A 13837-nucleotide genomic window follows, 5' to 3' on the forward strand; every position below is an offset into this window, starting at 1 on the left:
TGCAAAAACGGGAGTGACCATAGATTCCGTTTATATCGTTATGCGTTAGTAAATGTAGCTTATGAATCAGTGACAAGGATTGGCGATTGCGGGGGATTGCCGTAGAATGTCCGCCCTCATTACGAGTCACCAAGGTGGTTACACACAAACCCCGCTTCAGTCTGCTGCCTGAGGCGTCTATATGGGACAGCGCAAAAATTGAATACACAATCCCGTTCACGTTCACCGCTGGTGCAACTGGAACGAATTCGTAAAAGTTTTGATGGCAAAGACGTCATTTCCGACCTCACTCTCACCATCAATGACGGTGAGTTTCTGACGCTGCTTGGCCCCTCCGGCTGCGGCAAAACCACCGTACTGCGCCTTATCGCCGGGCTGGAGAGCGTCGATAACGGCCATATCCATCTTGAAAACCAGGACATCACCCAGGTTCCCGCCGAAGACCGCCACGTCAACACTGTCTTTCAGAGCTATGCCCTCTTCCCACACATGACCGTGTTTGAAAACGTGGCGTTTGGCCTGCGGATGCAAAAAACCCCGGCGAATGAAATCGAACCGCGCGTCACCGAAGCCCTGCGCATGGTGCAGCTTGAGACGTTCGCCCAGCGAAAACCGCATCAGCTTTCCGGCGGCCAGCAGCAGCGCGTGGCCATCGCCCGCGCCGTGGTCAACAAGCCGCGTCTGCTCCTGCTGGATGAATCCCTCTCCGCGCTGGATTACAAGCTGCGCAAGCAGATGCAGAACGAGCTTAAAGCCCTGCAGCGCAAGCTCGGCATTACCTTTGTCTTCGTCACCCACGACCAGGAAGAAGCCCTGACCATGTCCGACCGCATCGTGGTGATGCGCGACGGCAAAATCGAGCAGGACGGCACGCCGCGTGAAATCTACGAAGAGCCGAAAAATCTCTTTGTCGCCAGCTTCATTGGTGAGATCAATATCTTCGACGCCACGGTGATCGAGCGTCTGGATGACCAGCGCGTTCGCGCGTGCGTCGAAGGACGCGAGTGCGTCATCACGGTGAATTTCCCCGTCGAAAAGGGACAAAAGCTCAACGTTCTGCTGCGCCCGGAAGATCTGCGCGTCGATGAAATTCACGGCAATACCGAGGCCGAAGGGTTAATCGGCTATATCCGCGAGCGCAACTACAAAGGGATGACGCTGGAGTCTGTCGTCGAGCTGGAGAACGGCAAAATGGTGATGGTCAGCGAGTTCTTTAATGAGGACGACCCGGACTTCGACCACTCTCTCGACCAGAAAATGGTTATCAACTGGGTAGAAAGCTGGGAGGTTGTACTGGCTGATGAAGAACACAAGTAAGTTCCAGAATGTGGTGATTGCCACGATCGTCGGTTGGCTTGTGTTGTTTGTCTTTTTACCCAACCTGATGATCATCGCCACCAGCTTCCTGACCCGTGACGATACCCGTTTCGTTTCGCTGGTCTTTACGCTGGACAACTACGCGCGCCTGCTCGATCCGCTCTATTTTGACGTGCTGCTGCATTCGCTCAATATGGCGCTGATTGCCACCATTGCCTGCCTGGTGCTGGGTTATCCGTTCGCATGGTTCCTCGCGGGTCTGCCGCAAAAGGTGCGTCCGCTGCTGTTGTTTCTGCTGATTGTGCCGTTCTGGACCAACTCGCTGATTCGCATATACGGGCTGAAAATCTTCCTCAGCACCAAAGGCTACCTCAATGAATTTCTGCTGTGGCTGGGGGTGATTGATACGCCGATCCGCATCATGTTTACCCCGAGCGCGGTGATTGTGGGTCTGGTCTATATCCTGCTGCCGTTTATGGTGATGCCGCTCTACTCCAGCATTGAGAAGCTGGATAAACCGCTGCTGGAAGCGGCAAAAGATCTGGGTGCCAGCAAGTTCCAGACCTTTATCCGCATTATCATTCCGCTGACCATGCCCGGCATTATCGCGGGCTGTCTGTTGGTCATGCTTCCGGCCATGGGGCTGTTCTACGTTTCGGACCTGATGGGTGGCGCGAAAAACCTGCTGATTGGGAATGTGATCAAGAGTCAGTTCCTCAACATTCGCGACTGGCCGTTCGGCTCCGCCACCAGCATTACGTTGACGGTGGTGATGGGTCTGATGCTGCTGGTTTACTGGCGCGCCTCACGGCTGCTGAACAAGAAGGTGGAACTCGAATGATCGGTCGACTGCTTCGCGGCGGTTTTATGACCGCCATTTACGCTTACCTGTATATCCCGATCATTATTTTGATCGTGAACTCGTTTAACAGCTCGCGCTTTGGGATTAACTGGCAGGGCTTTACCACCGACTGGTACAGCCTGCTGATGAACAATGACAGCCTGCTGCAGGCCGCGCAGCACTCGCTGACGATGGCGATCTTCTCCGCCACCTTCGCCACGCTGATTGGATCCCTGACCGCCGTGGCGCTCTACCGCTATCGCTTTCGCGGTAAGCCGTTCGTCAGCGGCATGCTGTTTGTGGTGATGATGTCGCCGGACATCGTGATGGCGATTTCGCTGCTGGTGCTGTTCATGCTGCTGGGCGTACAGCTTGGCTTCTGGTCGCTGCTGTTCTCGCATATCACCTTCTGCCTGCCGTTTGTGGTGGTGACCGTCTTTGCGCGTCTTAAAGGGTTCGACGTGCGCATGCTGGAGGCGGCGAAAGATCTGGGTGCCAGCGAGATGACCATCCTGCGTAAAATCATTCTGCCGCTGGCGATGCCTGCCGTGGCGGCCGGATGGCTGCTTAGCTTCACCCTGTCGATGGATGACGTGGTAGTCTCCTCCTTCGTGACCGGGCCGAGCTATGAAATTCTGCCGTTGAAGATCTATTCAATGGTGAAAGTCGGCGTCTCACCTGAGGTGAACGCGCTGGCGACCATTCTGCTGGTGTTTTCGCTGGTTCTGGTGATTGCCAGCCAGGTTATTGCTCGTGATAAAACAAAATCTCAGGGGACAATGAAATGAAAAAAATGCTCGCCGCTGCGGCGCTGGTGCTTGGCATGGGTGCCGCGCACGCTGATGACAGCAAAACGCTCTACTTCTACAACTGGACCGAATATGTGCCGCCAGGGCTACTGGAACAGTTCACCAAAGAGACGGGCATCAAGGTGATCTACTCGACCTATGAGTCGAATGAAACCATGTACGCCAAGCTCAAAACCTACAAAGATGGCGCGTACGATCTGGTGGTTCCTTCCACCTACTTTGTCGACAAAATGCGCAAAGAAGGCATGATCCAGAAGATCGACAAAACGAAGCTAACCCATTTTTCAAACCTCGATCCGGAGATGCTCAACAAGCCGTTTGACCCAAATAACGACTACTCCATTCCGTATATCTGGGGGGCAACCGCGATTGGCGTTAACAGCGAGGCCGTCGATCCGAAGTCGGTGACAAGCTGGGCCGATCTGTGGAAACCGCAATACAAAGGCAGCCTGCTGTTGACCGACGACGCGCGCGAAGTCTTCCAGGTGGCGCTGCGCAAGCTTGGCTACTCTGGCAATACGACGGATCCAAAAGAGATTGAAGCGGCATATGCCGAGCTGAAAAAGCTGATGCCTAACGTGGCGGCATTCAACTCTGATAACCCGGCAAACCCGTATATGGAAGGCGAAGTAAACCTGGGGATGGTGTGGAACGGCTCCGCGTATGTGGCCCGCCAGGCCGGTACGCCGCTTGAGGTAGTCTGGCCAAAAGAAGGCGGGATCTTCTGGATGGACAGCCTCTCCATTCCGGCTAACGCGAAAAATGTGGATGGGGCGCTGAAGCTGATTAACTTCCTGCTGCGCCCGGATGTGGCGAAACAGGTTGCCGAGACGATTGGCTACCCGACGCCAAACCTGGCCGCACGCAAGCTGCTGAAGCCGGAAGTGGCAAGCGATAAGTCGCTCTACCCGGATGCGGAAACCATCAGCAAAGGTGAGTGGCAGAACGATGTCGGCGACGCCAGCCGCCTCTACGAAGAGTATTACCAGAAGTTAAAAGCGGGCCGCTAACCGGTATCGCGTTCTTCCTCACGCCGCCTGCGCGGCGTGAGGAAGGATTAACTGACCGTATTCTCTCCAGCCCAGAGCGTCGCTTTTCGCATCGCCTCAACCACCTCTTCATCTGACAGGCCCAGCGCCTGACGAGCCCGGGTCGCCTCGTCCCACCGCTGCTGTTCATAGTAACGGCAGAGGTTAATCATGTCGGCTAACCGTCCCTCCTGGTGGCACAGCGCGTTGCTCACGCTCTGCGGTACCGCAATTTGCTTCATCAGCTCTGCCATCGGAAGCTCCAGGAGGGTATCGAGCAGAGAAAACAGGCCGCACATGAACGCATTTTCAGCCAGAGTAGGTTCGTTCATCGTCTCAGCCAGCAGTTCGCAGAATTTGCCGCGCATCATACTCAGCGGGTAAAGCTCGCTGACGGTGTCATTGCCCGCACTGGCGAGGACCACGACGGCAACAAACCGTCGGAGCTGGTTTTCGCCAAGATACCTGAGCACCTCGCTCAGGGTTAACTTGCTGAAATTACAGGCGCCGACATGCTTAAACGCCGTATGCTTCATATAGCGCATGATTTTATAAGAGAGCGTGAGATCGGTTTTTATCAACGACTCGATGATTCGAAAATCAGGTTTATTGCGTCCGACCTCCATTTGCAGCCGAAAAATCGCCAGCTGATTTTGCGACAGCCGTTTATATTTAATGACCTCCGGACGGCAGAAAAAATAGCCCTGAAAAAGGGAAAACCCCTCGTTTCTGTATTGGTTGAATTCCTCTTTAGTCTCAATTTTTTCAGCAAGATATTTAATATGACCAGTCAGATGTTTACGTACTTTCAGATACTCTTTAATTTGCGCTAAGGTATAATTTCTAACGTCAAATTTCAGGATTGAAATATAGGGTAAAAAAACATCCCATTCTGGCGCAAGGGTGAAATCATCAAGCGCAAACTGATAGCCGTGCGCATTCATCTCCCTGACGGCCTGCAGCAGTTCGGCCCCCGGCACAGCATCTTCAAGGATTTCAATCACCACGCTCTCTTTATCAAGCGCTTCTCCACTGCGGTCAATAACCATCCTTGAAGGGAAATTAATAAACGACGTATGTGCCCCGGCAATGCGCTGGGACGGCACACATAAGAACTGATCTGATATCATCCTGGACGTGGCATATTCTGCCGACACATCCGGAAAACGATTTGTCATCCCGTCTCTGAAAAGCAGCTCATAGGCTACGGTATTCATTTCAGGGTTAAAAATGGGTTGTCGCGCGATAAATCCGTACATATCCCATCCTCCTCTACCACTTTATATTTATTAGCATCCTCTTTCTACACGACGATAACGAGTTTTATCGAGCACTATTTTGATTGAATGCACAAAATAAAAGCATCCACACTAATTAACGGGAATTAACCGTCTGGATTTAAATTAAATATATCCTTCGCTCTACAGAAAGGAGATGAAATATCCGATAAGTACTTTGTGCCTGCCCGACATGCACGACATTACGGGAGATGAGAATGAAAGACGCCATGGTCCGAAGACAAAAAATAAGAGTCAAGACGTTGATGCTATTGTCCATTTTCCTCACCGTGACGGTGGGCTTTACGGCAACGATCGGGTTTATGATGTGGCAATGGATGGCGCAGCAAGAGGTGCTGGCCAAAAACCATATTCGCCAGATAGCCGAGGTACAAGCTTTACAGGTCAGCAAACAGCTGGATTCTGCCCTGACTGCCGCCCGGGATATGGGCAACAGCGCCCTCGCGCTGCGCGAAGCGGGCATTTCCGACCGCCAGAGCCTGAACCAGCTGCTCGTCCACTACCTCTCGGCTCACCCGTCGTTTCTCTCCATGTCGATGGCCTTTGAGCCCAACGCGTTTGACGATAAAGATGCCGTCTTTGCCGGTCAGAGCGGTGAAGATCCTGCCGGGCGCTACGCCCGCTACGTCGACCGCGATGCCACCGGCAAACCGACATTGCACCTGCTGACGGACATCGAAACGCCCGGCAGCGGTGATTACTATCTGTTGCCGAAACAGCGGCATAAAGATGTGATCATCGAACCCTATATTTACCCCTACAACGGCGTGGACGTGATGCTCACCTCAATTGCCGCCCCCATCATGCGTGACGGTCACTTTCTGGGCTCAGTCACCTCTGACTTCTCGCTCGCCACGCTGCAGTCCATGATTGGCGCCATTAAACCGTGGAACGGCACAGGCTACGCCCTGCTCCTGTCTGCGGGCAATAACGTGGTGTCCAGCCCGGAAAAAGGTGCGGCAGGCAAGCCTTACGCGGGTCACATTGCAGGACATGACGTCACTCGGGTAAACGATCCGCTGCTGAAAGAAGAGGTGTTTATCACCTGGCAGGCGATCGCCGTCGGCAATAGCCAGACGCCGTGGAAACTCGCCATCATCACCCCGGTCAGCGAAGTGATGGCCGAAGCGCGCGCATTTTTACTTAAGGCCATCGTCATGATGGTGTTAAGCATCGTTGCGGTTAGCCTGGTGATGGCCCAGATCTTTACCCGCAAGGTTGACCGTCCGGTGGGGGGAGAACCTTCCGAGGCCGCCGGGATCGCCCTGGCCGTCGCCCGCGGGGATCTGAACAACACCATCCCGGTGCGATCCGGGGATACCCACAGCATTTTTTATGCCCTGCATACCATGCAAACGCAGCTCAAGCGCATCGTCGACAACATCAGCGAAGCCAGCCACTCCGTGCACGGCGGGACCAGCGAAATTTCGGCGGGCAACCTTGATCTCGCCTCGCGTACCGAGGAACAGGCGGCAGCGATTGTTGAAACCGCTGCCAGCATGGAAGAGATTTCGGTTACGGTGAAGAACAATGCCGACAACGCCCACAAGGCGACCACCCTGACCGATCGCGCCGCGAGCCTTGCGGGGCATGGCGAAACGCTGGTGAACGATGTGGTCGTGGTGATCGGCGAGATTGATGAGAGCGCGCGCAAGATCGGTGAGATTAACAGTATCGTCGATGGCATCGCCTTCCAGACCAATATTCTGGCGCTGAATGCGGCCGTTGAAGCGGCGCGCGCAGGTGAACAGGGACGCGGTTTCGCGGTAGTCGCAGGTGAAGTACGCAACCTTGCGCAGCGAAGCGCTAACGCGGCCAAAGAGATCTCTCAGCTGATTGCCGAGTCCTCAGGCCGCGTCAGCAAAGGCGTCGAGCTGGTCAATGAGACCGGCGTAATGATGAAACAGGTGATTGAGGCGGTGTCGCACGTGCATCTGGTCATCAACGACATTGTTCAGGCGCTGGACGAGCAGAATCGGGGGATTAGCCAGGTCAGTACCGCCGTCAACCAGATGGACAGCACCACCCAGCAGAACGCTTCACTGGTTCAGCAGATCTCTGCGGCGGCGCTTTCGCTGGACGAGCAGGCTAAATCGCTGGAGAAGACGCTGGCGTTCTTTCATTCTTAAATAAAAAGGCACCCGCCCGGCGGGTGCCTTTTCACGCGATTCGCGTTACAGACCTTTCAGCAGCTTGTCGACAAATTCCGGAACAACCGTGCTTGCCAGACCGTAGTGTTTCTCTTCAAACTCGCTGCCCACCTGGCTTGGCTCAAGGTTGAGCTCTACCGTATGCGCGCCGTGCAGCCGCGCTTCGTGGACAAACCCCGCCGCCGGATAAACATGGCCGGATGTGCCGATGGCGATAAACACGTCGGCCATCGCCAGCGCGCTGTAGATCTCATCCATTCCCAGCGGCATTTCGCCGAACCAGACCACGTGCGGACGCAGGCGCGACGGGAACTGGCAGCAGTGGCACTTATCCTCCGGCAGCACGTCCTCTTTCCAGTCCAGCACCTGACCGCTCCAGGCACAGCGAACCTTGAGCAGCTCACCGTGCATATGGATGATGTTCCTGTTACCGGCTCGCTCATGCAGGTTGTCGATATTCTGCGTCACCAGCAGAAAACGATCGCCCAGCGCCTCTTCCAGCTTCGCCAGCGCCAGATGCGCGGCATTCGGCGCGACGTCAGGCTGCTGAAGCTGACGACGGCGGGCGTTGTAAAACGCCTGCACAAGATCCGGATCGCGGGCAAAGCCTTCCGGCGTGGCGACATCCTCTACGCGGTGCTCTTCCCACAGCCCGTCCGCCGCGCGGAAGGTTCGAATCCCTGACTCGGCGGAGATCCCCGCCCCGGTCAGCACCACCACTCTGGGTTTATCCATCGCTTCTGGCATCATTCTGTCTCTGAAAAAGATCCGCTGGCGCAAGCGCTCACGCAAGCGGCGTTTATTTTTGCGAAAACGGCTGAGTCGACCCTGGCGACGCGACAGCATAGAAACCTCGTAAACTAATCGGTGAGATGAAGGAATGCGGCTCCGCGCATGCCTCCTGCGTCCCCGTGTCGCGCGCGTTCAATACGCGGCACGCGGGCAACCGGCAATAAATGTCGGGGCAAACGCCCGGACAACCGTTCCGTAATCGCGGTAAAGTTTGAGAGCCCTCCCCCAATCACCAGCAGATCCGGGTCGACGATGGTGAGAATATTGCCCAGACACACCGCCAGCAGATCCAGATAGCGCTCGACGTGCTCACGCGCCTGCGTATCCCCTTGCTCCCACAGGGTAATGATTTGAGGGGCCTCAAGTTTCTGATGATAGAAGTGTTCGTAAAGCCATGCAAACCCGCGGCCTGACAGGTAGTTCTCAATACAGCCGTGCTGCCCGCAGCCGCAGCGGGTCAGCGGGAAATCACGGCCGACGACCTCCAGCGCATCCACCGGCAGGCGGATATGACCAAACTCGCCGGTGATGTAGCTGCGGCCGGTGATGGGCTTACCGTTGATGACGATTCCTCCGCCGACGCCGGTACCGAGGATCAGCCCCATCACCAGCGGATAGTGACGGAACTCATCATCCCAGGCTTCGGAGAGCGCAAAGCAGTTGGCGTCGTTATCTAAACGCACGTCGCGTTCAAGGAGCGCGGAGAGATCGGCGCGCAGCGGTTTACCGCTGGCGGCAGGCACGTTGGCCGCGTAAAGCGTACCGTCGTCGGTTTCCGGCATGCCCGGAATACCAATGCCGACGCTGCCTTTCACGCCAAAGCGTTCATCAGCCTGCGCCACCAGCGCGGCAATGGCGGTTAAAAATTCGTCGTAGCTGTCGCGCGGCGTGGGAACGCGGGTTTCCCACTGCAGTTTGAGGTCTTTATCAAACACGCCGAGCGCAATCTTGGTGCCGCCAATATCAAATCCATAATACATAACGCATTCCTCTTTCGATCTGGCGACCCGAAAGCCGCTAGATCGTGACGTAATTACTGGCCACTTAATACCCTCGCCGGATCAATTCGGCTTGCGCGACGCGCCGGATACCAGCTTGCCAGCAGACTCAGTAAAAGTGCTGTAAGCAGCACATAAAAAACATCCAGCCAGTGCAGTTCAGACGGCAGGAAGTCAATAAAATAGATATCACCCGACAGGAACTGGTGACCAATAAGCTTTTCAATCCCGTTGATAATCGGCGTTAGCTGCAGGGAAACCACCACGCCAATCACCACGCCGCACAGGCTGCCGAACAGTCCTGCCAGCAAACCGTACCAGACGAAAATGGCGCGAATAAGACCGTCTTTTGCCCCAAGGGTACGCAGCACGGCGATGTCGCCGCTCTTGTCTTTGACCGCCATCACCAGCGTCGAGACGATATTAAAGCACGCGACACCGATCACCAGCACCATCGCCAGATACATAATGGCGCGGATCATCTGGATATCACGGTACATATAGCCGTAAGTGCCGATCCAGCTTTTGATGTAGACATAGTTATTGGTCACGCTGCCCGCGTCGCGCACCAGTTTATTAGCGTTAAAGACGTCGTTCACCTTAATGGCAATGCCCGTCACGCTGTCGCCCATGTCGAGATACTGGCGTGCATCCTCCATCGGCACCATCGCAAAGCTGTGGTCAAGCTGACCGCTCAGCTGAAGAATACCGGTAACGTGCAGGCGCACGCGCTTTGGCTGCTGCAGTTTGTGATCGGCGCTGGCATTCGGGATCATGATTGACACCCAGTCGCCCTGCTTCACCTTCAGGGCATCAGCAACGCCTTTACCCATGATGATCTGCTGCTCGCCCGCCTTGAAGTTGGCCCACGCGCCGTTCTGCACGTAGTTCGGCAGCGCGCTGAGGCGCGCTTCCTGCGTCGGGTTCACCCCTTTCACCTGGATAGCGCGCAGGTTTACCCCGCTCTCCACCAGCCCGGTAAAGTTAATGTAGGGCGCAGCCGCGGCGATGCCCGGCACTTTTTCAACTTTGGTGAGCGCATCGCTCCAGTTCGTCCACGGCTGGTTAACCGGTTCGATCTCCCCGTGCGGTACCACCGCCAGAATGCGGTTATTCAGCTCGCGCTCGAAACCGTTCATGGCGCTCAGGCCGACAATCAGCACCGCCACACCCAGCGCAATACCGATGGTCGAGATAACGGAGATCAGCGACACCATGCCGCCGCGACGGCGGCCGCGGCTAAAACGTAAACCGATGAGTAACGATAACGGTGACGCCATTACTCTGCTCCCATCAGGGTCAGTTCCGCGTTCAGATGGCCGTCGCGCATCTCAAGCTGGCGCCCCATGCGTTTTGCCAGCTGCAGATCGTGGGTCACCACCAGAAACGCGGTGCCCTGCGAGGCGTTCAGCTCGCCCAGAAGCTGGAAAATACTGTCCGCGTTGCGCGCGTCCAGGTTACCGGTAGGCTCATCCGCCAGCACCAGACGCGGGTTGTTGACCAGCGCACGGGCAATCGCCACGCGCTGACGCTCGCCGCCGGACAGCTCCGACGGACGGTGGTTTCCGCGATGGCCCAGCCCTACCGCTTTCAGCATGTCGCTGGCGCGGGCGTTAATCTCAGCCGGTTTCTTTTTGCCAATCAGCAGCGGCATCGCCACGTTTTCCAGCGCCGTGAAGTCCGGCAGCAGGTGGTGGAACTGGTAGATAAAGCCCAGCTCGCGGTTACGCAGCTCGGCCTTCGCCGCCGAGGACATTTTGCTCATCGGCTGGCCGGAGAAAATCACGTCGCCGTTGGTTGGGGTATCCAGCCCGCCCAGCAGATGTAATAAGGTACTTTTACCGGAGCCGGAGCTGCCGACAATCGCCATCATCTCGCCTTCGCCCACGCTAAAGCTCACATTGTGCAGCACGTCGGTTTGCACAGTGCCTTCCTGATAGCGTTTGGACAGGTTGTCGCATTGCAACAGGATCTTATTCATAACGTAAAGCCTCAGCGGGTTGAGTGGCGGCGGCGCGCCAGGAAGGATAAAGCGTTGAAAGCAGCGCAATGGCCATCGCGGCCAGCGCAATACCGACCACCTGCAGCGGCTCGATAGCCACTGGCAGCGCCGCGCCGTCAAGCAGCGCGCCGATGATCGGCATTAAATTGTTGAGCTGGCTGGCAAGCAGCGCACCCAGCACCGCCCCGAGCAGCGCGCCGATGATACCGGCGCTGGCCCCCTGCACCATAAACACGGCCATGATCTGCCGCGGCGTCAGCCCCTGGGTTTGCAGGATAGCGACCTCGCCCTGCTTCTCCATCACCATCAGTCCCAGCGAGGTGATGATGTTAAAAGCAGCCACGGCGACGATCAGGCTCAGCAGCAGCCCCATCATGTTTTTCTCCATCCGCACGGCCTGGAACAGCTCGCCTTTACGTTCGCGCCAGTCCTGCCATTTGGTGCCGTCCGGCAGTTTTTGCTGGCTGAGGGTATCGACCTTCAGCGGCGCGTCGAGCCACAGGCGCCAGCCGGTGATATTGCCGGCCGGGTAGCGCATCAGGCGTGACGCGTCCTGAATGTTAACCAGCATCTGGTAGCCATCGACTTCGCTGTTGGCAGCAAAAGTACCAATCACGTTAAACAGACGCTGGCTTGGCAAACGCCCCATCGGCGTAAACTGGCTGGCTGAAGGCACCATTACGCGCAGCTGATCGCCACGGTTGACGCCAAGCTGACCGGCAAGCTGTTCACCCAGAATCACGTTGTATTTCCCGGCTTCCAGGTCAGTCTGCTTCACGTTAACGAGATACGGCGTCAGCGGATCTTTTTGCGCCGGGTCAATACCCAGCATCACGCCGACCGCCACGCTGCGGGCGCTTTGCAGCACCACGTCACCTGTGGTCAACGGCGCAACGCGCGTGACGCCCTGTAACTTCGCCGCGCTTTCCGGCAGCTGCTGTGGGTTAACCGAACCGTTAGTGGATGAGAGTACGGCCTGCGGCATCAGCCCCAGGATGTTGTTTTGCAGCTCGCGCTCGAAGCCATTCATGACGGAAAGCACCGTCACCAGTGCCATCACGCCAAGCGTAATGCCAATAGTCGAAAGCCAGGAGACAAAGCGACCGAAGCGGTCCGCGGCGCGCCCACGCATGTAGCGTAAGCCTATGAAGAGTGCGACAGGTTGATACATGAAGTCCGTCTGTTTGCTGATAGCAGACCCACGAGTATATAAGCGAATCCGTTAAGCGTAAATGACTGAAACCGTAAGCTTTGGTAATCATTTTTCCAAAAAATTCAGATAAATCAGGATACTAATATCTGAAACCGCACCTCGTAACCTCCACCTTTTCCGAAAAACCTCCTGATACAGACTGTTACCCATTACAGCCCAGTTTCGTTTAACAACAATTGCTCGTTCGTCTATGGCAATAAGGTAGTTGCGAACAATGAAGCAAAAAGCATTATGGATTAACCAGATAAAAGGGCTGTGCATCTGCCTGGTGGTTATCTACCATTCAGTTATCACGTTTTATCCGCACCTGATCGGGCTGCAACACCCGCTCTCTGGCCTTCTCGCCAAATGCTGGATCTATTTTAATCTCTATCTCGCCCCCTTCCGTATGCCGGTCTTTTTCTTTATCTCCGGCTACCTGATCCGTCGTTATATTGACGAGGTGGACTGGCGAACCAGCCTCGACAAGCGAATCTGGAGCATTGTCTGGGTTCTGGCGCTGTGGGGGATTCTGCAATGGCAGGCGCTGACCCACCTGAACGCCTGGCTGGCGCCCGATCGCGAGGTTGCCACCTCGTCGAACGCGGCCTACGCCGATTCGCTCCTGGGATTTGTGCAAGGGATGCTCACCGCCAGCACCAGCCTGTGGTATCTGTATGCCCTGGTAGTCTACTTCACGTTGTGTAAACTGCTGAGCCGCTGGAAGCTGCCGATGCTGGGACTGCTGGCGCTGGCAAGCATCGCGATCAACTTCCTGCCGCTGCCGTGGTGGGGAATGAACAGCGTGGTACGCAACATGATCTACTACAGCCTAGGGGCGTGGTATGGCGCTGAGCTGATGGCATGGATGAAAAATCTAAACCTGCGCCGCACCTGGCTGGCAACGGGCGCTTTCGCCGCCGTCTCCGTGGTGCTGTGGTTTGCTAACGTTCCGCTGCTGCTCTCCTTGCTGTCGATTGTGCTGATCATGAAGCTGTTCTACAGCGTTGAGCAGCGCTATGCCGTTCACCCTGACAACCTGCTGAACGTGATTGGCTCCAATACCATTGCGATTTATACCACCCACCGCATCCTCATTGAGGCCTTTAGCCTGTTCCTGATTGGCGAGATGAATGCCGCGTACTGGCCGCTCTGGGCTGAACTCACCTTAATTCTGGTCTACCCGTTTGCCAGCCTGCTTATCTGTACCCTGGCCGGGCTGGGGGTGCGTAAACTCTCCACCGCGCTGTTCGGGGACATTTTCTTTTCTCCGCCTTCGACGCTTACGCTCTCGCCGACCACCCGTTAATGCCCTCTCCGCCCCCTTTCGGGGGCGTATAACCCCGCCGTGCGGTTACGATTTGCTTATGTAAAACGATCGAGGATAATAAAGACATTGCGTATCAGTGA

General features: G+C 56.0%; 12 protein-coding genes. 6 read left to right on the top strand and 6 right to left on the bottom strand.

All coding sequences use genetic code 11. From position 1 onward, the window contains the following. Nucleotides 1-168: 168 nt before the first annotated feature. From potA to potD, 4 genes are read left to right on the top strand one after another with little or no spacing between them, the layout of a single operon-like run. Nucleotides 169-1317 (top strand): spermidine/putrescine ABC transporter ATP-binding protein PotA, encoded by a 1149-nt coding sequence (gene potA, locus HMPREF3143_RS18830; protein ID WP_175441128.1) that lies wholly within the window; start codon nt 169-171, stop codon nt 1315-1317. Further along, nucleotides 1301-2158 carry a spermidine/putrescine ABC transporter permease PotB gene (gene potB / locus HMPREF3143_RS18835; RefSeq protein ID WP_055321332.1) on the top strand — a complete coding sequence of 286 codons (858 nt, stop codon included), beginning with the start codon at nt 1301-1303 and terminating at the stop codon, nt 2156-2158. The genes potA and potB overlap by 17 nt, the downstream gene beginning before the upstream one ends. Continuing rightward, nucleotides 2155-2946, top strand: coding sequence for a spermidine/putrescine ABC transporter permease PotC (potC, locus tag HMPREF3143_RS18840; protein ID WP_008500765.1), 792 nt, complete (start codon nt 2155-2157; stop codon nt 2944-2946). The genes potB and potC overlap by 4 nt, the downstream gene beginning before the upstream one ends. Then, nucleotides 2943-3977 carry a spermidine/putrescine ABC transporter substrate-binding protein PotD gene (potD, locus tag HMPREF3143_RS18845; protein ID WP_032663767.1) on the top strand — a complete coding sequence of 345 codons (1035 nt, stop codon included), beginning with the start codon at nt 2943-2945 and terminating at the stop codon, nt 3975-3977. Before potC ends, potD begins: the two co-directional genes overlap by 4 nt. A 47-nt stretch (nt 3978-4024) precedes the next feature. Here potD and HMPREF3143_RS18850 read toward each other — a convergent pair whose 3' ends face one another. Then, nucleotides 4025-5254 carry an EAL and HDOD domain-containing protein gene (locus tag HMPREF3143_RS18850; protein WP_070534081.1) on the bottom strand — a complete coding sequence of 410 codons (1230 nt, stop codon included), beginning with the start codon at nt 5252-5254 and terminating at the stop codon, nt 4025-4027. A 236-nt stretch (nt 5255-5490) separates the two neighbouring features. On the opposite strand from HMPREF3143_RS18850, the gene HMPREF3143_RS18855 reads away from it, so the two are divergent. Continuing rightward, a complete protein-coding gene (locus tag HMPREF3143_RS18855) occupies nt 5491-7422 on the top strand; it encodes a methyl-accepting chemotaxis protein (RefSeq protein ID WP_045372937.1) in 1932 nt (643 codons plus the stop codon). Nucleotides 7423-7467: 45 nt separating this feature from the next. Here HMPREF3143_RS18855 and cobB read toward each other — a convergent pair whose 3' ends face one another. The 5 genes from cobB to lolC are packed head-to-tail and all read right to left on the bottom strand — an operon-like array spanning nt 7468 to nt 12406. Further along, complete coding sequence (cobB, locus tag HMPREF3143_RS18860) at nt 7468-8289, bottom strand: Sir2 family NAD+-dependent deacetylase (protein WP_008500769.1); 822 nt, start codon at nt 8287-8289, stop codon at nt 7468-7470. 14 nt (nt 8290-8303) lie between these two features. Further along, a complete protein-coding gene (gene nagK / locus HMPREF3143_RS18865) occupies nt 8304-9215 on the bottom strand; it encodes an N-acetylglucosamine kinase (protein WP_045372938.1) in 912 nt (303 codons plus the stop codon). A gap of 53 nt (nt 9216-9268) precedes the next feature. Beyond that, nucleotides 9269-10513 carry a lipoprotein-releasing ABC transporter permease subunit LolE gene (lolE, locus tag HMPREF3143_RS18870; protein ID WP_045372940.1) on the bottom strand — a complete coding sequence of 415 codons (1245 nt, stop codon included), beginning with the start codon at nt 10511-10513 and terminating at the stop codon, nt 9269-9271. Further along, complete coding sequence (gene lolD, locus HMPREF3143_RS18875; protein ID WP_008500772.1) at nt 10513-11214, bottom strand: lipoprotein-releasing ABC transporter ATP-binding protein LolD; 702 nt, start codon at nt 11212-11214, stop codon at nt 10513-10515. The genes lolE and lolD overlap by 1 nt, the downstream gene beginning before the upstream one ends. Beyond that, the gene (gene lolC / locus HMPREF3143_RS18880; RefSeq protein WP_045372942.1) at nt 11207-12406 is read right to left on the bottom strand and encodes a lipoprotein-releasing ABC transporter permease subunit LolC; all 1200 of its coding nucleotides are present in this window, start codon (nt 12404-12406) and stop codon (nt 11207-11209) included. The genes lolD and lolC overlap by 8 nt, the downstream gene beginning before the upstream one ends. Nucleotides 12407-12662: 256 nt before the next feature. On the opposite strand from lolC, the gene HMPREF3143_RS18885 reads away from it, so the two are divergent. Then, nucleotides 12663-13736 (top strand): acyltransferase family protein, encoded by a 1074-nt coding sequence (locus HMPREF3143_RS18885; RefSeq protein ID WP_032663773.1) that lies wholly within the window; start codon nt 12663-12665, stop codon nt 13734-13736. The last annotated feature ends 101 nt before the right edge of the window (nt 13737-13837 follow it).

Origin of the sequence: Enterobacter sp. HMSC16D10 (genome assembly GCF_001807145.1) — a bacterium.
In the GTDB taxonomy this organism is placed as follows: Bacteria; Pseudomonadota; Gammaproteobacteria; order Enterobacterales; family Enterobacteriaceae; genus Enterobacter; species Enterobacter roggenkampii.